The 25,702-nt window shown below is 72.3% G+C and carries 13 protein-coding genes and 1 riboswitch; of the genes, 5 read left to right on the forward strand and 8 right to left on the reverse strand.

All coding sequences use genetic code 11. The features are described from left to right. Positions 1-68: 68 nt before the first annotated feature. Positions 69-1,646, reverse strand: a complete 1,578-nt coding sequence (locus ACFRIC_RS00250; RefSeq protein WP_382778207.1) for an acyl-CoA carboxylase subunit beta — start codon at positions 1,644-1,646, stop codon at positions 69-71. A 153-nt stretch (positions 1,647-1,799) separates the two neighbouring features. On the opposite strand from ACFRIC_RS00250, the gene ACFRIC_RS00255 reads away from it, so the two are divergent. The 4 genes from ACFRIC_RS00255 to ACFRIC_RS00270 all read left to right on the forward strand — a co-directional run bounded on the left by ACFRIC_RS00255 (position 1,800) and on the right by ACFRIC_RS00270 (position 6,607). After that, on the forward strand, positions 1,800-2,996 hold the full coding sequence (locus ACFRIC_RS00255) for an RNA-guided endonuclease InsQ/TnpB family protein (protein ID WP_382778208.1): 1,197 nt from the start codon (positions 1,800-1,802) through the stop codon (positions 2,994-2,996). A 581-nt stretch (positions 2,997-3,577) separates the two neighbouring features. Next, the gene (locus ACFRIC_RS00260; RefSeq protein WP_382778209.1) at positions 3,578-3,985 is read left to right on the forward strand and encodes a hypothetical protein; all 408 of its coding nucleotides are present in this window, start codon (positions 3,578-3,580) and stop codon (positions 3,983-3,985) included. Between the two features lie 265 nt (positions 3,986-4,250). After that, positions 4,251-5,762, forward strand: coding sequence for an FAD-dependent monooxygenase (locus ACFRIC_RS00265; RefSeq protein WP_382778210.1), 1,512 nt, complete (start codon positions 4,251-4,253; stop codon positions 5,760-5,762). 86 nt (positions 5,763-5,848) lie between these two features. Next, the gene (locus tag ACFRIC_RS00270; RefSeq protein WP_382778211.1) at positions 5,849-6,607 is read left to right on the forward strand and encodes a thioesterase II family protein; all 759 of its coding nucleotides are present in this window, start codon (positions 5,849-5,851) and stop codon (positions 6,605-6,607) included. A gap of 67 nt (positions 6,608-6,674) precedes the next feature. Here ACFRIC_RS00270 and ACFRIC_RS00275 read toward each other — a convergent pair whose 3' ends face one another. The 6 genes from ACFRIC_RS00275 to ACFRIC_RS00300 all read right to left on the reverse strand — a co-directional run bounded on the left by ACFRIC_RS00275 (position 6,675) and on the right by ACFRIC_RS00300 (position 17,746). Beyond that, positions 6,675-7,538 carry a bifunctional 5,10-methylenetetrahydrofolate dehydrogenase/5,10-methenyltetrahydrofolate cyclohydrolase gene (locus ACFRIC_RS00275; RefSeq protein ID WP_382778212.1) on the reverse strand — a complete coding sequence of 288 codons (864 nt, stop codon included), beginning with the start codon at positions 7,536-7,538 and terminating at the stop codon, positions 6,675-6,677. Between the two features lie 21 nt (positions 7,539-7,559). Next, positions 7,560-7,646, reverse strand: a riboswitch (ZMP/ZTP riboswitch). Positions 7,647-7,734: 88 nt separating this feature from the next. Continuing rightward, positions 7,735-8,619, reverse strand: a complete 885-nt coding sequence (locus tag ACFRIC_RS00280; protein ID WP_382778213.1) for a 3-hydroxybutyryl-CoA dehydrogenase — start codon at positions 8,617-8,619, stop codon at positions 7,735-7,737. After that, the gene (locus ACFRIC_RS00285) at positions 8,616-9,605 is read right to left on the reverse strand and encodes a 3-oxoacyl-ACP synthase III family protein (RefSeq protein WP_382778214.1); all 990 of its coding nucleotides are present in this window, start codon (positions 9,603-9,605) and stop codon (positions 8,616-8,618) included. The genes ACFRIC_RS00280 and ACFRIC_RS00285 overlap by 4 nt, the downstream gene beginning before the upstream one ends. Before the next feature lies 1 nt (position 9,606). Beyond that, entirely contained in the window at positions 9,607-10,962 is a 1,356-nt protein-coding gene (gene ccrA / locus ACFRIC_RS00290) for a crotonyl-CoA carboxylase/reductase (RefSeq protein ID WP_382778215.1), read from the reverse strand. 60 nt (positions 10,963-11,022) lie between these two features. Beyond that, on the reverse strand, positions 11,023-14,388 hold the full coding sequence (locus ACFRIC_RS00295; protein WP_382778855.1) for an AMP-binding protein: 3,366 nt from the start codon (positions 14,386-14,388) through the stop codon (positions 11,023-11,025). Positions 14,389-14,617: 229 nt separating this feature from the next. Beyond that, positions 14,618-17,746: a type I polyketide synthase gene (locus ACFRIC_RS00300; RefSeq protein WP_382778216.1), complete on the reverse strand. Its 3,129-nt coding sequence runs from the start codon at positions 17,744-17,746 to the stop codon at positions 14,618-14,620. A 158-nt stretch (positions 17,747-17,904) separates the two neighbouring features. On the opposite strand from ACFRIC_RS00300, the gene ACFRIC_RS00305 reads away from it, so the two are divergent. Further along, on the forward strand, positions 17,905-19,116 hold the full coding sequence (locus ACFRIC_RS00305; RefSeq protein ID WP_382778217.1) for an RNA-guided endonuclease InsQ/TnpB family protein: 1,212 nt from the start codon (positions 17,905-17,907) through the stop codon (positions 19,114-19,116). Between the two features lie 13 nt (positions 19,117-19,129). Here ACFRIC_RS00305 and ACFRIC_RS00310 read toward each other — a convergent pair whose 3' ends face one another. Beyond that, positions 19,130-25,693: a type I polyketide synthase gene (locus ACFRIC_RS00310; protein ID WP_382778218.1), complete on the reverse strand. Its 6,564-nt coding sequence runs from the start codon at positions 25,691-25,693 to the stop codon at positions 19,130-19,132. Positions 25,694-25,702 lie beyond the last annotated feature (9 nt).

Genomic DNA, 25,702 nt, shown 5'->3' on the forward strand with positions numbered 1-25,702 from the left:
CCCTCGCGCTCGCTTCCCGGTCGAGGATGGGCACAGGGCGCCGGGGCCGAAGGGCGGCGGGCCGGGGGTCATTGCGGTGGGTTGCCGTGTTTGCGGGAGGGCTGGGGCACGTATTTGGTGCGCAGGACGGCGAGGGCGTCGATGAGCCGGACGCGGGTCTCGGCGGGGTCGATGACGTCGTCCACCAGGCCGCGTTCGGCGGCGTGGTAGGGGTGCATGAGCTGTTCCCGGTACTCCTTGATGTGCTGTTCGCGGGCGAGGGCGGGGTCGGCGGCGGCCGCGATCTCGCGCCGGAAGACGACGCCCGCGGCGCCCTCCGCGCCCATCACCGCGATCTCGTTGCCGGGCCACGCCAGTGACAGGTCTGAGCCGATGGAGCGGGAGTCCATGACGATGTAGGCGCCGCCGTAGGCCTTGCGCAGGATGAGCTGGATCCGGGGGACGGTGGCGTTGCAGTAGGCGTAGAGGAGTTTCGCGCCGTGCCGGATGATGCCGCCGTGTTCCTGGCCGACGCCGGGCAGGAAGCCGGGCACGTCGACCAGGGTCACGAGCGGGATGTTGAAGGAGTCGCACATCTGCACGAAGCGGGCCGCCTTCTCGCTGCCCTTGATGTCGAGGACGCCGGCGAGGGCGGCGGGCTGGTTGGCGACGATGCCGACGACGTGGCCGTCGAGCCGGGCCAGGGCGCACACGACGTTGGGTGCCCATGCCTCGTGCACCTCGAAGAAGTCGCCGCTGTCGACGAACTCCTCGATGACCTCGCGCATGTCGTAGGCGCGTTTCCCGTCGCCGGGCACCAGGTCGAGCAGGGCCGGGGTGAGCCGGTCGGGCCGGTCGGCGGTGGGCTCGGACGGCGGCTGTTCGCGGTTGTCGGCGGGCAGGAAGGACAGCAGGTAGCGGACGTCGGCGAGGCAACTCTCCTCGTCGTCGTAGGCGAAGTGGGCGACTCCGGACAGGGTGGTGTGGGCGTCGGCGCCGCCGAGTTCGTCGTGGCCGATCCTCTCCCCGGTGACGGCCTGCACGACGTCGGGGCCGGTGATGAACATCTGCGAGGTGCCGCGCACCATGAACACGAAGTCGCTCAGGGCCGGAGAGTAGGCCGCGCCGCCCGCGCAGGGGCCCATCATCACGCTGATCTGCGGGATGACCCCGGAGTTGCGGACGTTGCGCTGGAAGATGCCGCCGTAGCCGGCGAGCGCACTCACGCCTTCCTGGATGCGTGCTCCGGCGCCGTCGCACAGGCCCACGATCGGGGCGCCCGCCGTGGCGGCCATGTCCATGATCTTGTGGATCTTCTCGGCGTGGGCCTCGCCGAGGGAGCCTCCGAAGATGCGGAAGTCGTGGGCGTAGGCGAAGACGGTACGGCCGAAGACGCGGCCCCAGGCGGTGACGACGCCGTCGGTCCAGGGGCGTCTGTCCTCCAGGCCGAAGCCGCTGGCCCGGTGTCGGCGCAGTCCTTCGATCTCGGTGAACCGGCCGTCGTCGAAGAGGAGTTGGAGGCGTTCGCGGGCGGTGAGCTTGCCCTTGGCGTGCTGCGCCTCGGTGGCCTCGTCGCTGGGTCCTCGGCGCATCCGGGCGCGTACGGCGGCGAGTTCGGCGACCGTGCCGCGCCGCTGCCCGACCGGTGTGTCGTCCAGGGCGGTCATCGGAGTCCTTTCGTTGACGCCACGTCCTTGAGTCGGAAAGAAGGAGAAGCCTCTGCGGAGCAGGGCGGGGAATACCGGTTCGCCTCCCCGGCGAGCCGGCGCCTATCTCCGTTGCCTTCGGGCAGCGACGAGTTGAGGCGTACTGTTTGAGGCGTGCGGGCCGTTCATGTGAAGCGGGCCTTCAAGTACCGCTTCTATCCGACCGATGCGCAGGCTGCCGAGTTGTGGCGCACGTTCGGCTGTGTGCGCAAGGTCTACAACCTGGCTCTCGCGGTGCGCACGGAGGCGTGGACGCGGCAGGAGCGGGTGAACTACAACCAGACGTCGGCGATGCTGACGGCCTGGAAGAAGACCGAGGAACTCGCCTACCTCAACGGCGTCTCCTCGGTGCCGCTCCAACAGGCTCTGCGGCATCTCCAGGTGGCGTTCACCAACTTCTACGGCAAGCACGCGAAGTACCCGCGCTTCAAGTCGCGGAAGAAGTCGCGGAGGTCGGCGGAGTACACCGCCAGTGCGTTCCGGTTCCGGGACGGCAGACTGACCCTGGCGAAAATGGCGGAGCCGCTCGACATCGTGTGGTCCCGTGCCCTGCCTGTCGATGCATCGCCGTCCACGGTGACGGTGTCGCAGGACGCCGCCGGCCGCTGGTTCGTGTCCCTGCTCTGCCAGGACCCGACCCTTGGGCCGCTGCCCGCCACGGACGCGGCCGTCGGCATCGACGTCGGACTGGATCACCTGGTGGCCCTCTCCACCGGAGAGAAGATCACCAACCCCCGGCACGAGCGGCGCGACCGGGCCCGGCTCGCCCGGGCCCAGCGACAGCTCGCCCGCAAGGCCGGGGGCGAGGGCGCGAACCGGGCCAAGGCCCGCCGGAAGGTCGCCGGGATTCACGCCCGCATCGCCGACCGCAGACGCGATCACCTGCACAAGCTCACCACTCGGCTCGTTCGTGAGAATCAAACGATCGTGATCGAGGACCTCACCGTCCGCAATATGGTCAAGAACCGGAAACTGGCCCGCGCCATCAGTGACGCGGCATGGAGCGAGTTCCGGAGCATGCTGGAGTACAAAGCGGCCTGGCACGGGCGGGAAGTGGTCGTGGTCGACCGCTTCTTCCCCTCCTCCCAGCTCTGCTCCACCTGCGGCAGCCGGCAGGACAAGATGCCGCTGCACGTCCGAACCTGGACATGCCACTGCGGGACGACCCATGACCGGGACGTGAACGCGGCGAAGAACATCCTGGCCGTCGGGCTGACGGCGTCCGTCTGTGGAGCTGGCGTAAGACCTCAACGGAACACTCCGGGCGGGCACTCGGCGATGAAGCAGAAACCCCCACGGCGCGAGCCGTAGGAATCCCCTCCTTCAGGAGAGGGAGCCAGTCAACGTTCCCCTTTCCGGCCGTCGTGATCAGCCGTCCGTGCGACGGGCCGACCGTCAGGTTCCGTCAGGGCACTTGAAGGCGGTTGGAGCGCCGGACGACGATCGCCGGGGGCGCGCCGGGTGCTCCGGCGGCGCTCGAGTTCTCCTCGAGTGCGGCGTGCGACGCTCGCGGTCGTGAGCTCCGATGCGGACGGTCAAGAGCCTTCTTGGAGCGCCGAAGGGGCCGCCGGCGTCCCCACAATCCCCCGAGGGCGCCGGTGGGTCTCCCGTCCGTCCGCCGACGGAGGGAGGCCGGCGGTGGCGGGTCGGCGGGTGCGGTCCGAGCCGCGGGTGGTGCCGGAGCGTGGGTTCTGGTGGTGGCGCCGTCGAGATTCGGTCGCTTCGGCGTCCGGGGTCCTGCCGTCCGAGCTGTGGCTTTACGAGCACAGGTCACCCCGTGGCGCATATTGGCGCCACTAATGGGTCGTCATGGCACCACGGGTGTGCCACAGTGGGGCCACGTAATCGGAGCGACGCCGGGCACGGCGTACGACACGAAGGAGCCCCCCACCATGTCGATCACCCTCAACGACCAGGACAAGCTCACCCTGCGCACCGCCGCCTACGGGGCCGTGACGCTGATGGCCGCGGCCGCCGGCGCCGACTCCCCGCACAAGGTGGCCACCCAGGGCAGCATCGCCCTGACCACCGGCACCGGGCTGGTCGGCCATGTGCTGGCGGAGAAGTCCTCGGTCGGGGACATGAGCGGCAAGTCCGCGGCCGAGATCGCCGACCGTGTCCTGCCCGCTCTGACCGCCGCCATGCAACTGCTGAAGAAGCTGGCCCCCGAGGAGGCCGACAACTTCCGCGGCACCGTCCTCGTCGCCGTCGAGGCGTCCGCCCGTACCTCCAAGGGCGAGCCCGGCCCCACCCTCACCGCGACCGCCCAGAAGATCACCGCGGCCCTCGACGCCGCCTGACCCACCGGCACCGGTACGCCTTCGGCACCGCTCCCGCTGCACACCCTGGCTCCGCCGGAGAACCCTCCGGCGGAGCCGCCGTCTTCGCGCCCCCTCTTTGCCGTGTCCCGCCGGCGGGACACGGCGCGACCCGCCGGCGGGACACGGCAAGGCGCCCGTGAACCGCCCTGCCCCGGTGCCGAGTTGTCTTGAACCACTCCCCCGCGTGCGTGAGCGTGGGAGTCATCCAATGCCGTGACAGGCGCAGCGGAACGAGGGGGCACACGTGGGAGACACCGGCACGGACACGGACGTGGTGATCGCGGGCGCCGGGCCCACGGGCCTGATGCTCGCCTGCGAACTGCGGTTGGCGGGCGCCGAGGTGATCGTGGTCGAGCGGCTCGCGCAGCGCTCGGGCGAGTCGCGGGCCGGCGGGGTCCACTCGCGCACCCTGGAGGTGCTGGACCAGCGCGGCGTCCTGGAACGCTTCCTGGCGGAGGGCGAACTGCAGCCGGTGGGCCACTTCTCCGGCCTCTACCTCGACTTCGACGAGTCGGAGTCGCGCCACCCCTACCCGCTGATGATCCTGCAGTCCGCCATCGAGCGGCTGCTGGAGGAATGGGCCCTCGAACTCGGCGTGCGGGTGCGCCGCGCGTGCGAGGTGAACGGCATCCGCCAGGACGAGAGCGGTGTGACGGTGGAGACCGGCGGGGCGGCGCCCGCGGTGCTGCGCGCCCGCTACCTGGTGGGCTGCGACGGCGGGCGCAGCACGGTGCGCAAGCTGGCGGGCATCGACTTCCCCGGCACCGAGGCGACGATGACGGCGCTGATCGGTGACGTCGAACTGCCCGATCTGCCCGAGGACTACGTCTGGGTGCGGCGCACCCCGGCCGGTGACTACTCGGCGATCGCGTTCGAGCCGGGCTGGCACCGGGTGATCACCTCGGAGTTCGACCGGGTCGCGGACCGCGAGGAGAGCGTGACGTTCGAGGGGCTGCGTGCCTCCCTGATACGGGTCGCGGGCACCGATTTCGGCATGCGCAACCCCCGGTGGATCTCCCGGTTCAACGACGCGGCCCGGCAGGCCGACCGGTACCGCGACGGGCGGGTGCTGCTCGCGGGCGACGCGGCGCACATCCACTTCCCGGCCGGCGGGCAGGGCCTGAACATGGGCGTGCAGGACGCGGTCAACCTCGGCTGGAAGCTCGCCTCGGTGGTGCGCGGCCTGGCGCCGGAGAGCCTGCTGGACACCTACCACGCCGAGCGGCACCCGGTCGGGGAGCGGGTGCTGCACAACACCCGGGCGCAGTCGGCCCTGGTGCGCCCCGGGCCGCAGACGGACGCGCTGCGCGAGATATTCGGTTCCCTGATGGTGTTCGACGAGGTCAACCAGTACCTGCGCCACCTGCTGACGGCCCTGGACATCCGCTACCCCCTCGACGGCGACCACCCGCTGACCGGGCGCCGGGTCCCCGACGCCGACCTGAAGGCGTCCGGGGGCGCCACCGGGGTCCACGAGCTGCTGCACACCGCCCGCCCGGTCCTGCTGGACCTGTCCGGCGACGCGGCGACGGCGGCCGTCGCCGCGGGCTGGGCCGGCCGCGTGGACGTCGTCGAGGCGCGCGCCGAGGACGAGCAGTGGATCGTCCCGGCCCTCGGCGAGATCCCCGCCCCGGCCGCGGTCCTCGTCCGCCCGGACGGCCACGTCGCCTGGGCGGCCGCCGCCGGCACGGTGCCCGACGCCGCCGCGCTGCGGACCGCCCTCGAAACCTGGTTCGGCCCGGCCCTCGCGGGCTGAACGGCCTTCGCCCGAAACGAACGGCCGACCGCTCCCGCTCCGGCGGGAGCCGGCCGTGACGACCCCACGAAGGGAACACACCGACCGTGAACAGCACGTGGTTGCGACGCTTCACCACGACGGCCGCAGACGGACCGATCCTCGTGTGCTTCCCGCACGCGGGGGGCTCCGCGACGGCGTTCAAGGACCTGGCGCGCGTCCTGCACCCGGACGTCGACGTGGTGTCCGTGCAGTATCCGGGCCGCCAGGACCGCTACCGCGAGGAGCCGTTCACGGCGCTGGAGCCGCTCGCCGAGGCGGCGACCGAGGAGCTGGCCCGTGAACTGGCCGCGGACGGGCGGCCGTACGCCCTGTTCGGGCACAGCATGGGCTCGCTGGTGGCGTTCGAGACGGCCCGCCGGCTCGCCGAGCGCCAACTGCCCGCCCCGCAGCGGGTGTTCTTCTCCGGCCGGGGCGGCCCGGACCTGCGCGACAGCGCCTACGACCTCTACGACGACGCCGACATGCTGGCCGAGGTGCGCCGGCTGGGCGGCACCGACCAGTCCATGCTGGAGGACCCCGACATCCTGGAGCTGGTACTGCCGGCGCTGCGGGCCGACTACCGCATCCTGGGCACCTACCGCGGGCCCGTCGACGGCGGGCCGCTCACGGCCCCGGTGACCGCGCTGATCGGGGACAGCGACCCGATCGCGACGGTCCAGGACGTCCACTCCTGGCGCGAGCACACCACCGGCGACTTCCGGGTGGAGGTGTTCCCCGGCGGGCACTTCTACCTCTTCGACCAGCTCGAGAAGGTCGCCGCCGCCGTCACGGAGGGACTTCTCACGCGGACCGCCGCGTCCTGACCGCAGGGGGACATCCAGCAGGCGGAGCCCGGGGCGACCCGGGCTCCGCCTCGTGGCCGTGCCGCGCTCAGCGGGTGAGCCCGAGCTGACTGGTCGCCGCGTCGACCGTCTGGGCCAGCAGGACCGCGATGGTCATGGGGCCGACGCCGCCGGGGACCGGCGTGATCAGGCGGGCGCGGGTGCGGGCGGTGTCGAAGTCGACGTCGCCGACGTTGCCGGGGTTGTATCCGGCGTCGATCACGACGGCCCCCGGCTTGACGTCCTCGCCGCGGATCAGGCGCGGGCGTCCCACGGCCGCCACGACGACGTCCGCCTCGCGCACGGCCGCGGCCAGGTCGGCCGTCCGCGAGTGGCAGTAGGTGACGGTGGCGTCCCGGGCGAGCAGGAGCATGCCGACGGGCTTGCCGAGGATCGCGCTGCGGCCCACGACGACGGCGTGCCGGCCCGCGAGGTCGACGTCGTACTCGTCCAGGAGCCGCATGATGCCGCCCGGGGTGCACGACGCGAAACCGGGCAGTGCGAAGCTCATCGCCGCGAAGGAACTCGTCGTGACCCCGTCGACGTCCTTCTGCGGCGCGATGGCCTCGAACGCCGCCCGCTCGTCGATGTGCGGGCCCACGGGGTGCTGCAGCAGGATGCCGTGCACACCGGGGTCCTGCGAGAGCGACCGCAGCCTCTCCACCAGCCCGGCGGTCGTCGTGCCGGCCGGCAGGGCGACGAGCCGGGACTCGATGCCCGCCCTCGCGCAGCGGGCCCGCTTCATGCGGACGTACGTCACCGACGCCGGATCCTCACCCACCAGCACCGTTGCCAGGCAAGGCGTCACACCGGTCCGGCGGGCAAGCTCCGCCGCCCTGGTCGATGTCTCCTCGACGAGACGCCGGGCAGGGCCGGTGCCGTCCATGAGCTGGGCTGTCCGGGTCGGGGACATGGTCGCCTCCAGGCGTCGCTGACCACTCGCCCAGGCGCACGGCATCGACCGATCGGTCAGGCCGCTCCCCGGTGGTGCTCCACCTCAGCGCCAGTCACGGCCCGCACGCCACTTTAATAGACGCCTGTGCGCCGCTCATGAACGCAGGATCAAAGGTGCCCGCTCAGGTGCAGGCCGCTCAGGTGGAGGTGTTCGCTCAGGCGTAGGTGTGAAAGCCCCGGCCGGACTTCTTGCCCAGCAGGCCGCCCTCGACCATGCGCAGCAGCAGCGGCGGCGGCGCGTACAGGGGCTCCTTGAACTCCTCGTACATGGCCTGCGCGATGGAGACGGTGGTGTCCAGGCCGATGAGGTCGGCCAGGCGCAGCGGGCCCATCGGGTGCGCGCAGCCCTGTTCCATGCCCTGGTCGACGACCTCGGCGGTGGCGAGGCCCGACTCGACCATCCGGATCGCGGACAGCAGGTAGGGGAAGAGCAGGGCGTTGACGAGGAAGCCGGCCCGGTCCGGGGAGGCGATCGGTTTCTTGCCCAGGGTGTCGCGGACGAAGGCCAGGGCCCGCTCGCCGACCGCCTCGTCGGTCAGGACGGAGGAGACCAGCTCGACGAGGGGCAGTGCGGGCACCGGGTTGAAGAAGTGGATGCCCAGGACCTGGCCGGGGCGGCGGGTCGCGGCGGCGAGCCGGACGACGGGGATGGAGGAGGTGTTGGTGGCCAGGATCGCGTCCGGGTCCTCGACGGTCTTGTCGAGGGCGGCGAACAGCTCCCGTTTGAGCTGCTCGTCCTCCTTGACCGCCTCGATGACCAGTTGGCGGTCCGCGAGGTCGGCGAGATCGCGGGTGAACGACACCCGGGCCAGCGCCGCGTCGCGTTCGGGCGCGGTCAGTTTGCCCTTGGCGACGCCCCGGTCGAGCGATGCGGCCAGCCGTTGCGGCGCGCCCGCCAGCGAGGCCTCGGAGAACACCGCGACCTTCACGTCCAGTCCGGTCTTGGCGCACAGTTCGGCGATGCCGGTGCCCATGATGCCGCTGCCGGCGACGCCGACCCGCTCGATGCCGGCACCGGCCGTGGGTGTGGAGAAGGTCATGCGGGGGTCCCCCAGTTCAGAAGTGTCGCTCCGATCGACATGCCCCCGCCGAAGCCGGCGAGCAGGACCAGGTCGCCCGCCTGGAGGGCGCCGGTGCGGTGGGCCTCGTCCAGGGCGACCGGTACGGAGGCGCTGCCGACGTTGCCGTAGCGGGTCAGTGTGCGGTGGGTGTGCGCGGCGCCCAGTCCGGTGCGCTCGACGACCTCGCCGAGCATCACGCCGTTGGCCTGGTGCGGTACGAAGTGGTCGACGGCCGCGATGTCGACGCCGGCCCTGCGGGTGAGGGCCAGGAGCGCGGGCGGGACGTGCTCGGCGACGAAGTCCCGTACCCCGCGGCCGTCCATCTTGAAGTAGTGGCCACCCTCGGCGACGGTCGCCGCCGAGGCGGGCCGGCGGCTGCCGCCGGCCTCGACGCGGATCAGGTGGTGGGCGTCGCCGCGGCTGGCCAGGTCGGTGGCGATGATCCCGTGCGGGTCGGGGACCGTGCCGACGACCGCGGCGCCGGCGCCGTCGGCGAACAGGATCGCGGTCCTGCGGTCGGTGAAGTCCAGGATCCGCGAGTAGACGTCCGCGCCGATGACCAGGACGCGGGCGTCCGGGTCCACGGTCACCAGGCTGTGGGCCAGCGCCAGGGCGTAGACGAAGCCGCTGCACACGACGTTGACGTCGAAGCAGGCCGCGCCGTAGGCGCCCAGGCCGTGCTGGACCAGGTAGGAGGTGGGCGGCTGCGGGAAGTCGCCGGTGGAGGTGGAGACGATGATGTGGTCGATCTGCCCGGGACTCAGACCGGCCTGGTCCAGGGCGCGTTCGCCGGCCTTGACGGCCAGGTCGGAGGTCGCCTCGTGCTCGGCGGCGTAGCGGCGGGATCTGATCTGCGTCTTGCGTTCGATCCACTCGGCGGTGACGCCGACGCGTTCGGCGACCTCCTCGTTGCCGACCTCGTGCTTGGGCAGGTAGGAGCCGGTGGAGAGTATGCCGATGCCCATGTCAGGACACCCCGGTGTGGTCGGGTGCGCCCGGGCGCAGCGGGTTGAGGCGCTGGACGCCGATCTTCTCGCGCAGGGCGGGGTCGGTGACGCCGAGTCCTTGTTCGGGGGCGAGGCACAGGACGCCGACCTTGCCGGTGTGCCTGTTCTGCTGGACCAGGCGTGCTGCCTCGCCCACGTCCGCCAGCGGGTAGACCTCGGAGAGGATCGGTGCGAGGTGTCCGAGCCGGAAGAGCCGGTTGCACTCGGCCTGTTCCTGGAGGTTCGCGGCGTGACTGCCGATGATCCGCTTGAGGTTCATCCACAGGTAGCGGTTGTCGAAGTGGTGGTCGTAGCCGGTGCTGGAGCCGCAGGTGACGACGGTGCCGCCCTTGCGCACGACGAACACGGAGATCCCGAAGGTGGCCCGGCCGACGTAGTCGAAGACGACGTGCGGGTCCTCGCCGACCTGCCGGCGGATCTCGCGTCCGAGCCGTTTGCCCAGCTCGATGGTGCGCTCGGGGGTGAGCGCGTCGTCGCCGCCCAGGCCGATGTCGTTGCGGTTGATGATCACGTCGCAGCCCAGGCGGCGCAGTGCCTCGGCCTTGTGTTCGGAGCCGACCACGCCGATGGGGGTGCCGCCCGCGTTCTTGACCATCTGCACCGCGAACGCGCCGAGGCCGCCGGTGGCGCCCCAGATGAGGACGATGTCGCCCTGCTTGATCCGGGCTCCGTTGTCGCCGACCAGCATCCGGTAGGAGGTCGCCGCGGTCAGCAGGACGCCGGCCGACTCCTCCCAGGTCAAGTGGGCGGGCTTGGGCAGGAGTTGGCTGGCGCGGACCACGGCGTAGTGGGCGAGGCCGCCGAAGTTGGTCTCGTAGCCCCAGATCTTCTGTCCCTGTCCGAGCATGGCGTCGGCGTGCGTGGCCGGTTCCTGCTCGTCGACCTGGACACAGCTCACGACGACGTGGTCGCCCGGCTTCCAGTGCCGCACCCCGGCCCCGGCGCGTACGACGACGCCGGAGGCGTCCGAGCCGACCTGGTGATGAGGCAGGTCGTGCCGGGCGGCCCAACCTCCTTGGCGGGCGCCGCGCTTGAGGAACTCGAAGGTGGGGACCGGCTCGAACGTCGCCGACCACACGGTGTTGTAGTTGATGGAGCTCGCCATGACGGCGACGACCACCTCGTCCGGCGCGATGTCCGGCATGGGGACCTGCCCGACGTGCAGCGACTTGCGTACGTCGTTGTCCGCGACGCCGTCGAACATGCCGAGGTCCGCGGTCAGGAGGTGCGCCGCCTCGTAGGTCGAGGGGAGTTCGTGCCGCCCGATCTCGTCGGGGCCGGCCCCGGAGAGCAGGGCCTGTGTCAAAGAGTCCATGGATTCCTTCGCCTTCGCCTTCGCCTTCACCGTGCCGAACCGCGTCGGGGACCTCCGGCGTCAGAGGACCGCGCCCTCCTTCGTCCGCCTGCGCAGGCTCGGCCTGCTGGATCGGCCGAGGTCCTTCCACATGTCCGACAGGCCGGTGATGGTGCGTGCCGCGAACAGGCGGCGGATGGACACCTCCTGCTTGAGCTCGGCCCGGATCAGGCCGACCAGCCGGATCGCGCGCAGCGAGTTGCCGCCGAGGTCGAAGAAGTCCTCGTCGATGCCGACCCGGTCCAGCTCCAGCACCTCGGCGAACGCCTTGGCGAGGATCCGTTCGGTGTCGTTGCGCGGTGCGCGGTGGGTGTCCGGTTCGGTGACGGGCTCGGGCAGGGCCGCCCGGTCGAGGCGGCCGGACGCCGTCACCGGCAGATGGTCCAGCACGGTGAACAGGGCCGGGACCACGGACTCGGGGAGCCGTTTCGCGGCGAAGGCGCGCAGCTCGTCGCCGGACACGGCGCGGCCGTCGACCGGGACGACGTAGGCCACCATGCGCTGCTGCCCGGCCGCGTCCGGTTTGACGGCGACGGCCGCGTGGGCGAGGTGGGGGTGCTCGGCCAGTACCTCCTCGACCTCGGCCGGCTCGACGCCGGCACCGCGTATGTCGGCCTGGGCGCCCGCGTCGGCGACGTGCTCGATCCGGCCGTCGGCGCACCACCGCACCCGGTCGCCGGTGCGGTGCATCAGGGTGCCGGGCGGGCCGAAGGGGCAGGGCACGAAGCGCTCCGCGGTCGGTCCGGGGCGTCCGAGGTATCCGCGCGCCGTGCCGGAGCCGGCCACGTACAGCTCGCCGGTGACGCCGGCGGGGACGGGTGCCAGGCCCGGGCCCAGGACGTGGAGGCGGGTGTGGTCGGCGGGGCGGCCGAGGGTGCCCGGCCGGTGTTCCGGCCGGTCCGCGCTCAGGCGGTCGGTGGCGGCGAACCCGGCGGCTTCCGTGGGGCCGTGGCCGGTGACGATCGTCGTGTCGGGGCAGGCCTCGCGGACACGGCGCAGCGCGGCCGCGGGGACGCGGTCGCCGCCGGTGAACACCTCGCGCAGTGCGGCCAGGGAGGCGGGCCGCTGGGCGGCGATCGCCGTGAACCGGCCGGCGGGCAGCCACACCGCGGTGACGCCGTGCTCGGCGTGGGCCCGGGTCAGTGCGTCCGTGTCGAGTTCGCCGGGGGGAGCCACGACCACGCGGCCGCCGCCCAGCAGGGGCGCCCACAGTTCGAGGGCGAGGGCCTCGGAGGTGGCCGGGGTGTGCCACAGCACGGTGCCCCGTGCGGCGCCGTGCCAGGCGCGGTCCAGGACGAGCCGCACCAGGGCGCGGTGGGTGATGCCGACGGCGGTGGCGGCACCGGTCGTCGAGGTGGGGCTCACGGCCACGAGGTTGTCGGGGTGCGGGAGCCCGGTGGTGGCCGGTGCGGCACCGTCGGCGGCGGCCGGGGCCGTGGCTGTGGCGGCCGGGGCGGCGTCTGTGGCCGGTGCCGCCGTGGCCGGGGCGGTGGCCGACGGGGTGGCGGCCGGTTCGGCGGCGGCTGTGGTGGTGAGGTCGGCCAGTACGAGGGCCGGGAGCTCCAGGCCGGTGGAGAGGGCCTGGGCGGTCGCGGCGTCGGTGAGCAGGGCGTGTGCGGCGGCGTCGCCGGCCACGAGTCGGGCCCGTGCCGCGGGCAGCGCCGGGTCCAGGGGCAGGTAGGCTCCGCCGGCCTTCACCACGCCCAGCAGGGCGACGGCCAGGTCCGCCGACCGCTCCAGCGCGACGGCCACGACCGTGTCGGGCCCGACACCGCGTGTGCGCAGCGCGTCGGCCAGACGGCCGGAGCGCTCGTCCAGTTCACGGTAGGAGAGGGTCAGGTCGCCGGACTGGAGGGCGACGGCGTCGGGGGCCGATGCCGCCTGGCGGGCGAAAAGTTGAGGGACCGTCAGGGCGGGAAGCGGTGCGCCGGTGTCGTCAGACCCGGTCAGCACCCGCTCGCGCCCGGCCCCGGTGAGGACGTCGAGGGCGCCGACCCGCTGGTCCCCGTCGGCCGCCACCGCGCGGATGTGCTCGATCAGCTCCTCGCCGATGAACCGCAGTTCCGCCCGGTGGTAGAGGCGTGCGGGGGCGTCGAGGCGAATGTAGAGGTCGCTGTCGGCGCTGCCGTCGCTGTAGACGCCGATGGACAGTTCGTCGAAGGAGCCGGTGGTTCCGCCGAGGTAGCGGGCCGGGTGGTCGCCGAAGCGGAGCTGGTCGACGAACTCGACGACGTTCATGACGGCGCCGAAGCTGCCGCGGTCGCTCAGGGCGGTCCGGCTCGCGCGCTGGATGTCCGAGTAGTGGCAGGCGGTGTGGCCGGAGATCTCGTACGTCTCGTCGCCGATCGCGTCGGCGAGGTCGGTGAACGTGGTGTCCAGCGGGACCTTCACGCGGACGGGGACGACGTTCACGGCGAGGCCGGGGGTGCGGCTCGCGACGCCGACGCGGTTGCCGACGGCGAGGGAGAGCAGGAACTCGGGGCGGTCGCAGCGGTGGCGGAAGAAGACGGCCGCGGCGGTGGTCAGCAGGGTGGAGGTGAACACGCCCATCGCCTTCGCCGCCCGGGTCCAGGCGTCGGCCTCGGCGCGCGGGACCGTCAGGGTGCGGCTGACCATGCCGATGGGCTCGGTCAACTCGCCCCAGCGGTCGGCGTCGCTCATCGGCTCGGACAGCGCGGCGCGGTCGGCGTCGGACAGGGCGACGCGCGGGATCCGGGCGGGGGCGGGCGCGTCGGTGAGGTAGTCGCGCCAGAACGCGGTGTCCTCGGCGAACTCCTGGGAGGCGAGGTAGCCGGCGGCCTCGGAGGCGAACGGTTCGGCGTCCCAGGGGTGCGGCAGGGCGGGGACCTGCTCGCCGCGGGTCAGTGCCGTGTAGACCTCGGCCAGGCGCCGGGAGAGCAGACCGCCGGTGCCGAACCCGTCCGAGACGAGGTGGTGGTAGGCGATCACCACGAGGGAGCGGTCCGGTGCGAGGGTGATGACGCCCGTCCGGAACAGCAGGTCGTGTCCGAGGTCGAACGGCTTGCGGATCAGGTCGGCCAGCGCCTCGCGGGCCGCCCGCTCGGGGTCCGCCTCGGCACACAGGTCGAGGTGGAAGGGCCGCCAGTCCCCCAGTTCGCGCGGCGAAAGGCGCAGTCCCTCGCCGTCGTCGGCGAAGGTGACGCGCAGGACCTCGGCCTCCTCCAGCACGTGCAGGAACGCGGATTCCATGACGGCCGCGTCGAGTTCACCGGCCACGTCCCACATGGTCAGTGCGTGGTTCAGTGTGTCGGCAGACATTTCCTCCGCCAGCCACAGTCCTTTATGCGCGGACGAAGCAGCGAATGCACGCACACGGATCAACCCCTCAGCAAACAGGTCCGGGAATCGGAGGAATTCGCAGATCACCCCACCTTCACGGAAGGTGAATCGGCAGGTCAAGACAACTTGGTACGGGGGCGGGACAAGCCTGTCGGGGGCTTGCGGTGTCCCGCCGGCGGGACATTCCTGCGGGAGTTTCCGGCGGCGGGACTTTCCCCGGGTGACGCGTTTTCGCGCGGGCGCGGCGGCGCCCGCGACGCGGTCGATCGCCCGGCCGCCCGGCCGCCCGCCCGGCGGACGCCGGCCGGGCGGGCGGTCAGCGTGTGCCGGGTGCGGCCAGCGAGGAGACGATGTGCCGGGCGATCAGCCGCGGTGAGGGATGGCGCAGCACCACGTTCGGGCGCAGCTTCAGGCCGGTGGAGGCGGTCAGGCGTTTGCTCAGGTCCGCCGACAGCATCGAGTCGAAGCCGATCTTCGTGAACTCGCCGTCGGGGTCGATGGATTCGGTGGAGGGGTGGCCGAGGACGACGGCGACCCGTTCGAGGACGTGGTCCAGGACGAGGGCCTGGGCGTCGTCGGGGACGAGCGCCACGAGCCGCTGCGGCAGCGGAACTTGCTGGTCGTCGGCCGCCTGAGGCGGTTCTGTCGGGGAAGCTTGTGCGGCCACGGCGGCGGTGGGTGCGGAGCTGAGCCAGTACCGCTGCCGCTGGAAGGCGTAGGTCGGCAGGTCGATCTGCCGGCGGGTGGTGAACAGGGCGGCCCAGTCGACGTCTCCGCCCCGGACGTGGAGCGCGGCCAGCGAGGACAGGACGGCCTCCGTCTCGCCCCGGCCGCGCCGCGAGGAGGACAGCACGAGTGCGTCGTCCAGGTCCTCGGTCATCTCCTGCACGGGGACGGTCAGCACGGGGTGCGGGCTCATCTCGACGAAGACCCGGAAGCCGTCCGCGGCCATCTGGCGCACGGAGGATTCGAAGCGGACCTTCTCGCGCAGGTTGTTGTACCAGTATTCGGCGTCCAGCCGCGCGGTGTCGATGATTTCGCCGTACAGGGTCGAATAGAAAGGCAGTTCCGACGATTTCGGGCTCACGTCGGACAGGGCGCGGATCACCTCGTCCCGTACCCGGGTCACCTGATGCGAATGCGAGGCGTAATCGACCTTGATGCGCTGGGCCTGGCGGCCGTCGGCCTTCATCTTCTCGATGAATTCGTCGAGCGCGTCGGGTTCTCCGGACACCACGACCGCGCGGGGTCCGTTGACCACGGCGATACCGATGCGGTCGCTCCACGGCGTCAGGTGCTGCTGCACCACCGTCTCGGACTCGGCGACGAAGGCCATGCCACCGTGTCCGATCAGTTCCACCAGGGCCTTGCTGCGCAGCGCCACGATCTTGGTGGCGTCCCGCAGGGACAGCGCGCCGCACACGTGGGCGGCGGCGATCTCGCCCTGGCTGTGGCCCACCACCGCGGACGGCTGGACGCCCCAGGACCGCCACAGGGCGGCCATGGACACCATCACCGAGAACAGCGCGGGCTGCACCACGTCCACCCGGTCCAGTCCCGGCGCGTCCGGCACGCCGCGGATGACGTCGAGCAGGGACCAGTCGGTCCACTCGGCCAGGGCGTCGGCGCAGGCGTCCATGCTCCGCGCGAAGACGGGGAAGGCGGCGTACAGTTCGCGGCCCATGCCGGCCCACTGGGAGCCCTGGCCGGGGAACATGAAGGCGACGGAGCCGAGGGCTCCGGCCGTGCCGTCGACCACCGCGGCGGACTCCGTGCCCTGGCTCAACGCGCCCAGTGCGTCCAGGAGTTCGTCCTTGGTGCGGCCCAGCACGACCGCGCGGTGCTCGAAGCGTGAGCGGTTCGCGAGCAGCGACCAGCCGGCTCCGGCGAGGTCCAGGCCGGTGCCGGCGGCGAAGTCGCGCAGTCGGGCCGCCTGCTGGCGCAGGGCCCCCGCGGTCTTGCCGGACACGGTCCACGGGATCAGGCCGCCGACGACGCCCGCGCCGTCGCGCTCGTCGTGCGGGTCGGGCTGTTCCTGGGGCGGGGCCTCCTCCAGGACGATGTGGGCGTTGGTGCCGCTGACGCCGAAGGAGGACACCCCGGCCCGCCGCGGGCCGTCCGTCTTCGTCCACGCGCGTGCCTCGGTCAGGACGCGGACCGCGCCGGCGGACCAGTCCACGTGGCGCGAGGGTTCGGTCACGTGCAGGGTCTTGGGCAGGTGGCCGTGGCGCAGGGCCATCACGGTCTTGATGACGCCGCCGACTCCGGCGGCGGCCTGGGCGTGTCCGAGGTTCGACTTCAGGGAGCCCAGCCACAGCGGCCGGTCCTGGTCGCGGCCCTGGCCGTAGGTGGCCAGCAGTGCGCCGGCCTCGATGGGGTCGCCGAGCACGGTGCCGGTGCCGTGGGCCTCGACGAGGTCGACCTCGGCGGAGGTGACGCCCGCGTTGGCCAGGGCTTTTCGCATCACCTTCTCCTGGGCGCGGCCGTTGGGGGCGGTGAGGCCGTTGCTGGCGCCGTCCTGGTTGACCGCGCTGCCGCGTACGAGGGCCAGCACCGGGTGGTTGTTGCGGCGGGCGTCGGACAGCCGCTCCAGGAGCAGTACGCCCACGCCCTCGGCCCAGCCGGTGCCGTCGGCGCCGTCCGCGAAGGCCTTGCAGCGGCCGTCGGGCGAGAGGGCGGCCTGGCGGGAGAACTCGACGAACATGGCGGGTGTGGCCATCACCAGTGCCCCGCCGGCCAGCGCCAGGGAGCACTCGCCCGAGCGCAGGGACTGCACCGCCATGTGGAGGGCGACCAGCGAGGACGAGCAGGCCGTGTCGACCGACACGGCGGGTCCGGTCAGGCCCAGTTCGTAGGCGACGCGGCCGGAGGCGACGCTCAGGGCGCTGCCGTAGAGCAGGTAGCCCTCCAGGTCCTTCTGGCCGCCCTCCAGGAAGCGCCAGCCGTACTCGGAGGAGCTGACCCCGGAGAAGACGCCGACCTCGGAGCCGCGGACGTCGGCGGGGACGATGCCGGCGCGTTCGAAGGCCTCCCAGGAGGTCTCCAGCAGCAGGCGGTGGTGCGGGTCGACGGCGAGTGCCTCGCGCGGGCTGGTGCCGAAGAAGTCGGCGTCCCAGCCGGCGACGTCGTCCAGGAAGCCGCCCTGGTCGGTGTAGGCGTGGCCGGTGGCGTCGCGGTCCGGGTCGTACACGTCGCGCCATCCGCGGTCCGTGGGAAAGTCGCCGATGACGTCGCGGCCCTCGCGGACCACGTCCCACAGGTCCTCGGGGCTCCGCACGCCTCCCGGGTAGCGGCAGGCCATGGCGACCACGGCGATGGGCTCGCCGCGGCCGGCCTTGAGGGCGTCGTTCTCCTGGCGGAGGCGGTCGCGTTCCTCCAGGAGCGTGCGCAGCGCCCGCTGGACCCGGTCCGCGCCGTCCGCTGTGCCTACGGCGGAATTGGTCATCAGGTCGTCCCTTCGGGGATGCTCCGGCCGTCAGGCCGGAGAGACAATGCCCCTGCGGGGCAGGGCAGGAAAATGCGCATCGCTGCCACGACGATTCGCCGGTCACCAGTCACCGGCCACCGGCCTTCGCTCTTAATGGAATTGCTATGGTGCGAGGTGTGACGCTTCAGGTCAGGCGGGCTTTCAAGTACCGCTTCTACCCGACGGACCGGCAGGCAGCTGAGCTGTCTCGCACGTTTGGTTGCGTCCGCTTCGTGTACAACCGGGCACTGGAGGAGCGCACACGGGCCTGGAACAGCGAACAGCGCCGGATCTCCTACGCACAGTCGTCCGCGGCGCTGACGCAGTGGAAGAAGACCGAGGAGCTGGCTTTCCTGGCCGAAGTTCCCGCTGTCCCACTCCAACAGGCGTTGCGACATCTGCAAACGGCGTTCACCAACTTCTTCGCCAAGCGGACCAGTTACCCGCGCTACAAGTCGCGTAAGAAGTCCCGTGCATCCGCCTCGTACACTCGCGCCGGCTTCACCTGGCGTGACGGGAAGCTGACGCTGGCCAAGATGGCCGGACCTTTGGACATCCGTTGGTCGCGTCCGCTGCCGCCGGGTGCGGAGCCGACGACGGTGACCGTCTCCCGTGACAGCGCGGGCCGCTGGTTCGTCTCCCTGCTGTGCAAGGACACCGTCGCCCCGGCTCCCGCCGCGACGGCGGCTGTCGGTGTCGACGCAGGCATCTCCTTCTTGGTGACCCTGTCCACCGGGGAGAAGATCTGCAACCCCAGACACGAGCAGCGCGACCGCACCAGGCTGGCCCGTAGGCAGCGGGATCTGTCGCGCAAGGTCAAGGGCTCGAACAATCGGGCCAAGGCCCGCGTGAAGGTCGCTCGCGTCCATGCCCGGATCGCCGACCGGCGTCGGGATTTCCTGCACAAGCTGTCGACTCGTCTCGTCCGTGAGAACCAAACGGTCGTGATCGAGGACCTCGCCGTCCGCAACCTGTTGAGAAACGGCCGTCTCGCGCGCGCCATTTCGGATGCGTCGTGGACGGAACTCCGCTCGATGCTGGAGTACAAGTGCGCCTGGTATGGACGTGAACTTGTCCTGGTAAACCGCTGGTTCCCCAGCAGCAAGCTGTGCGGAATCTGTGGCACGGTTCGCGGGAAACTGCCTCTGCACCTCCGTGACTGGACGTGCGACACCTGTGCATCGGTGCATGACCGCGATGTGAACGCGGCACGCAACATTTTGGCCGCCGGGCTGGCGGCGTCTGCCTGTGGAGACGGTGTAAGACCTCAACGGGAATCCTCCCGGACGGGGCGGTCGTCGGTGAAGCAGGAACCCCAGCGGGCGACCGCTGGCATCTTTCGCCTTTAGGTGGAGGACAAGGTCAATTTTCTTCCAGGGCCAGGTCGACCAGTGCTTCGAGGTCCAGGTCGGACAGTGCGTCCGCGTCGGCGGCCGTCTCGTCGGCGGCCGGGGCGGGGGTGTCCGCCGCGGGGGTGGTGGCGCAGGCCAGGACCTGTTCGAGGACGCCCGCGCTGCGCAGGCTGTCGATGGAGACGGTCCGCAGCAGTTCGCGGATCGCGGCGTCGTCGTCGGCCGGGCCCGGCCCGGTGTCGGTTTCGGGCCGCAGCAAGTCGCTGACGTGGTCGCTCAGTTCGCGTGGTGTCGGGTAACTGAAGACGATGGTGGACGGCAGTCGAAGACCGGTGGAGGCGTTGAGGCGGTTGCAGAGTTCGACGGCGATCAGTGAGTCGGATCCCAGGCGGGTGAAGGCCTCGTCGACGTCGACGCTCGCGCCGGAGGGGTGTCCGAAGACGACGGCGACCTGTTCGCGGACCCATTCCAGGACGGTCGCGCGGGCCTGGTCGGCCGGCAGTCCGGCGAGCCGGGCGCTCCACCGGTCGGGGCCGCTGTCGTGGGCGGTGCTCGCCCGGGTGCGGCGCGGGCGGCCGCCTTCGACGAGGTCGCGCAGCAGTGGTGGCACCTGGTCGGTGTCCTTGGCGCGCAGGGCGGACAGGTCCAGGTGGGCGGGGACGAGGGCCGCCGTGCCGGCGGCGCGGGCGGTGTCGAACAGGGCCAGGGCCTGGGGGGTGGGCATGGCGGTGATGCCGGTGCGGCGCAGCCGGGAGAGGTCGGCGGCGTCGAGTTCGCCGGTCATGCCGCTGCTCTGTTCCCACCAGCCCCAGGCCAGGGAGGTGCCGGGCAGGCCGGCGGCCTTGCGCCGGGTGGCGAGGGCGTCCAGGAAGGCGTTGGCGGCGGCGTAGTTGGCCTGTCCGGCGTTGCCGAGGGTGCCGGCGAGGGCGGAGAAGTGGATGAACGCCGACAGGTGGTGGTCGCGGGTGAGTTCGTGGAGGTTGATGGCGCCGCCGGCCTTGGCGGCGAGGACGTGGTCGACGCTGTGCGCGGTCAGTGTTTCGACGGTGCCGTCCGCGAGGACGCCCGCCGCGTGCACGACGGCGGTCAGCGGGTGGCCGCCGGGCAGGGTGTCGAGCAGGTCCGCCACCGCGGCGCGGTCCGCGATGTCGACGGCGGCGACCTGGACGTGGGCTCCGGCGTCCTGGAGTTCGGCGACCAGGTCGGTGACGCCGTCGGCGGTGGGGCCGCTGCGGCTGGCCAGCAGCAGGCTGCGGACGCCGTGTCGGGTGACGAGGTGGCGGGCCAGGAGCGAGCCCACTCCCCCGGTGCCGCCGGTGATCAGGACGGTGCCGCCGCCGAGGCCGTCGCCGACGTCCAGGACGAGTTTGCCGGTGTGGCGGCCCTGGCTCATCTCGCGGAACACGGCGCGGGCGTCGCGGATGTCGCGCAGGCTGAGCGGGGGCAGGTGCAGCCGGCCGTCGGCGAACAGGTCCATGACGGCCCGGAACATCTCCTGGAGGGCGTCGGGTCCCGCCTCGTAGAGGTCGAAGGGCCGGTAGTGGACTCCGGGGTGGTCGGCCGCGACCTGGTGCGGGTCGCGGATGTCGGTCTTGCCCATCTCGACGAAGTGCCCGCCGTCGGGGAGCAGGGTCAGTGAGGCGTCGACGAAGGTGTGGGCGAGGGAGTTGAGGACGATGTCGACGCCGTGGCCGCCGGAGGTGCGGCGGAACTTCTCGGCGAAGTCCAGGTCGCGGGAGGAGGCCAGGTGTGCCTCGTCGATTCCGAGGGCCTTGAGGGCGGGCCACTTGGCGGGGCTGGCGGTGGCGTAGATCTCGGCGCCCGCGTGGCGGGCCAGTTGGACGGCGGCCATGCCGACGCCGCCGGCCGCGGCGTGGATGAGGACGCGCATGCCCTTGTGGAGGTTCGCGACCTGGAAGAGGCCGTGGTAGGCGGTGAGGAAGGCGCAGGGCACGGACGCGGCCTGGGCGTGGCTCCAGCCGTCGGGGACGGGGTGGAGCATGCGGTGGTCGGCGACGGCGGTGCGGCCGAAGGCGCCGCTGAAGATGCCGGTGACCCGGTCGCCGGGGGTGAACGCGGTGACGTCGTCGGCCACTTCGAGGACGGTGCCGGAGCCCTCGCTGCCCAGTCCGGCGTCGATGGCGGTGCGGTCCACGAGGCCGAGCGCGATGGTGACGTCGCGGAAGTTGAGGCCGGCGGCCTGCACGGCGATACGGACCTGACCCGACGTCAGGGGTGCTTCCACCTCGGGGCAGGGGACCCAGGTCAGGTTCTGCAGGGTGCCCTTGACGGGGATGCCCAGGCGGTGGGCTCCGGCCGGCGGCGCCTCGATGCGGTGTTCGGCCGGCTGGGCGACTGCCAGCCGGGGGATCAGCGGCGTGCCCTCGCGCAGGGCCAGTTGGTCCTCGGCCAGGGCGAGCGCGTCCGGCAGGCGGGTCCAGGAGGTGTCCGTGTCGTCGAGGTCGATCAGTTTGAACCGGCCGGGGTGTTCGGTCAGGGCGGAGCGGACCAGGCCCCACACGGACGCGCCGGGCAGGCTCTCGGTCTCGCCGCGGCCGGTGTCGACGGCCAGGCGGGTGAGGACCACCAGGGTGGAGGCGGCGAGGGCGTCCTCGGTTAGGAAGCGCTGGATGTGTTCCAGTACCCGCTTGCCGGCGTCGGCGACGGTGTCGAGCAGGCCGGTGCCGTCGGCGGTGTCGTCCAGGGTCAGGGCGACGTGGCGAGGGGTCTGGCCCGTGAGGACCTCGTCCAGCGACGTGTGGTGCACGGCGTCGTGCTCGGCGGTGAGGCGGGCGGCCAGGGCGCCGGGTGGGCCGAGGACGGCGATGTGCCCCGGGGAGGTGCTGCGCCCCCTCTCCCGGCCCGTCTCCTTGATTGGGCGCCAGCGCACCTCGTAGAGCGGCTGTGGCCGGCCGTGTGCGGAGTGGACCTGTTCGGCGACGGCGGGGCGGAAGGCGAGGGTGGCGACGGTGGCGACCGGGCGGCCGTGTTCGTCGGCGATCGTCAGTGACACGGCGTCCTCGCCGGTCGGGGTGAGGCGGACCCTGACGGTGGGCGGGCAGGGCCCGGTCAGGTCCACGCCGGACCAGGCGAAGGGCATGCGGCCCTGCTCGCCGGTCACCTCGATGACGCCTCCGGCGATGGAGGCGTGCAGGACGGTGTCGATCAGGGCCGGGTGCAGGGCGAAGGCGCCCGCGGCGGTGGGGTCGGTGGTGTCGGGCAGGGTGGCGAGGGCGAAGAGGTCCTCGCCGTGCCGCCAGACCTCCCGCAGTCCTCGAAAGAGCGGGCCGTAGTCGAATCCGGCGTCCGCGAAGGTGTCGTAGAGGCCGCTGATGTCGAGCTGCTCGGCTCCGGCCGGTGGCCGGGTGGTGGGTGCCGGGGCGGGGGCCGGTGGGGTGCCCGCTGCCAGGCTGCCGCTCGCGTGGCGGGTCCAGGCGCCCGGGTCGGGGGTGTCGTCGCCGCTGTGCGCGTACACGTCCAGGGTGCGGCGTCCCTCGTCGTCGGCGGCGCCGAGGACGATGCGGATCCGTACGTCGCCGCTCTCGGGCAGGATCAGGGGGTGGGCCAGGGTGAGTTCCTCGACCCTGGCGCAGCCGGCGTGGGCGCCGGCCGACAGGGCCAGGTCCAGGTAGGCGGTCGCGGGGACGACGGCGGCGCCGAAGACGGTGTGGTCGGCGAGCCAGCCGTGGGTGCGCAGGGACCACAGGTCGGTGAAGACTAGTTCGTCGGTGCCGGGGTGGTCGACCACGGCGCCGAGCAGGGGGTGTTCGGGGGCGGTGAGGCCGGCGGAGGTGACGTCGGCGGTCCGGGTGCCGGCGCGGAAGTCCATCCAGTAGCGCTGTCGCTGGAAGGCGTAGGTCGGCAGGTCCACGCGGCCGCGGCGGGGGCCGAAGAGGGCTTTGAGGTCGGTGTCGGCGCCGCCGACGTGCAGGTGGGCCAGTGCGCCGAGCAGTGCCTGGGCGGCGGTGCGGTCGCGGCGGGAGGCCGACACGACCAGGGTGTCGTGGAGGCCCTCGCCGGCGAGGGCCTCCTTGGTGATGCTCGTGAGCGTCGCCCCGGGGCCCACCTCGACGAAGACGCCCGCGCCGGCGGCGCGGGCGGTCTCGACCGCGTCCCAGAAGCGGACGGGGTCGCGGACGTGGTCGACCCAGTAGCGGGCGGAGGTCAGTTCCTGGAGCGTGGCCTCGCGGCCCAGCCGGGTGGAGACGAGGGGGATCGTCATCTCCCCGCCGGGCAGCTCGCCCAGCGCTGCCGCGAACTCCTCCAGGACCGGGTCCATGAGCGGGGAGTGGAAGGCGTGGGCGACCGGGAGGAGCTTGGCGGAGACGCCGTCGGCGGCGAGCCGGTCGCGCAGGGCGTGGACCTGTTCGCGCAGGCCGGAGAGGACGACGGAGTCGGGGCCGTTGACGGCGGCGACGCCGACGCGGTCGTAGGCGTCCAGCAGGGTGCGCGCATGGGTGTGGGAGGTGCGCACGGCGAGCATGGCGCCGGGTTCGGTGACGGCCTGCATGGTGCGGCCGCGGGCGGCGACGAGCCGGGTCGCGGTGTCCAGGTCGAGGACGCCGGAGACGTGGGCGGCGGCGATCTCGCCGACGGAGTGGCCGATGAGCCGGGCGGGTGCGGGGGCGTAGCGGGTGAGGAGGCGGTAGAGGCTGACCTGGAGGGTGAACAGGGCCGCCTGGGCGATGTCGGTGCGGTCGCGGCCCTCGGGCTCGTCGGCGAGCAGGAGGGGCTTGAGCGGGTGGGGCAGGTGGGCGTCGAAGCGGGCGCAGATCTCGTCGAGGCTCCGCGCGAAGACGGGCTGGGTGTCGTACAACTGCCGTGCCGCTCCGGCCCAGGGAGAGCCCTGGCCGGGGAACAGGTAGACGAGGGAGGCGGGTTCGGCGGGGGCTGTGCCGCGTACGAGGGCGGCGGAGTCCTCGCCCCGGCTCAGCGCGTCGAGCGCGCCCAGCAGTTCGTCCCGGTCGTGGCCGAGGACCACCGCCCGGTGCTCGAAGGCGGTGCGGCCGGCCACCAGCGCGTGGCCGGTGTCCAGGAGGTCCAGGTCCGGGTGGGCGGCGGCGAAGTCGTGCAGGCCCCGGGCCTGTGCGCGCAGTGCCTGTTCCGAGCGTGCGGACAGCGTCCAGGGCACCGGTCCGCCCTGGCAGTAGGGCTGGTGGTCCTCGTCGTCCTCGTCCTCCTCGGGGGGTGCCTGTTCGAGGATGACGTGCGCGTTGGTGCCGCTGACGCCGAACGCGGAGACGCCCGCGCGCCGGGGCCGGCCGTCCGGGGTGGTCCAGTCCCGGGGTTCGGTGAGCAGTTCCACGGCTCCGGCGGACCAGTCGATGTGGGTCGAGGGGCGGTCGACGTGCAGGGTCGGGGGCAGCAGGCCGTGCCGCATCGCCATGATCATCTTGATGATGCCGCCGACGCCGGCGGCGGCCTGGGTGTGGCCGATGTTCGACTTCAGCGATCCCAGCCACAGGGGCTGCCGGCCGTCGCGGTCCTGGCCGTAGGTGGCGAGCAGGGCGCCCGCCTCGATGGGGTCGCCGAGGGTGGTGCCGGTGCCGTGGGCCTCGACCGCGTCGACGTCGCCGCCGCCCAGGCGGGCGTTGGCCAGCGCGGCGCGGATCACGCGCTGCTGGGCGGGGCCGCTGGGCGCGGTCAGGCCGTTGGAGGCGCCGTCCTGGTTGATGGCCGAGCCGCGGATGACCGCCCAGATCGTGCGGCCGTTGCGGCGCGCGTCGGAGAGCCGTTCCAGGACGAGCATGCCGACGCCCTCGGAGAAGCCGGTGCCGTCGGCGGCGTCCGCGAACGCCTTGCAGCGGCCGTCCACCGCGAGGCCCCGCTGTCTGGACATCTCGCGGAACACCTGCGGCGTTCCCATGACGGTGACGCCGCCGGCCAGGGCCAGGGTGCATTCGCCCTGCCGCAGGGACTGCACCGCCTGGTGCACCGCGACCAGCGAGGAGGAGCAGGCGGTGTCGGTGGAGATGGCCGGGCCCTGCAGGCCCAGCGCGTAGGCGACCCGGCCGGAGGCCACGCTGAGCAGGGAGCCGATCTGGGCGTAGCCGGCGATGGCCTCGGGGGTGGTGAAGTGGTTGCCGTAGCCGAAGTAGGCGAGTCCGGCGAACACGCCGGTGTCGCTGCCGCGCAGCGACTCGGGGTCGATGCCGGCGCGTTCGACGCTCTCCCAGGACGCCTCGAGGAGCAGGCGCTGCTGGGGGTCGGCGGACAGTGCCTCGCGCGGGTTGATGCCGAAGAAGTCGGCGTCGAAGTCGCCGGCGTCGTAGAGGAATCCGCCCTTGCGGGTGTAGCAGGTGCCGGGGTGGTCGGGGTCGGGGTGGTAGAGGGTGTCCAGGTCCCAGTCGCGGTCGTCGGGGAAGTCGTCCACGGCGTCCGCGCCCTGTCGTACCAGCTCCCACAGGTCTTCGGGGGAGGTCACCGCGCCCGGGTAGCGGCAGGCGACGCCGACGACGGCGATGGGTTCGCCGGCGGCGTCGTTCAGTTCCTGCAGGCGCTTGCGTGTCTCGATCAGTTCGATCGAGGTGCGCTTGAGGTAGTCGAGCACCTCGGCGTTGTTGTCGTGTGTCATCGCTTTCCC

It is taken from the genome of Streptomyces sp. NPDC056738 (assembly GCF_042790435.1).
Lineage (GTDB): Bacteria > Actinomycetota > Actinomycetes > Streptomycetales > Streptomycetaceae > Streptomyces.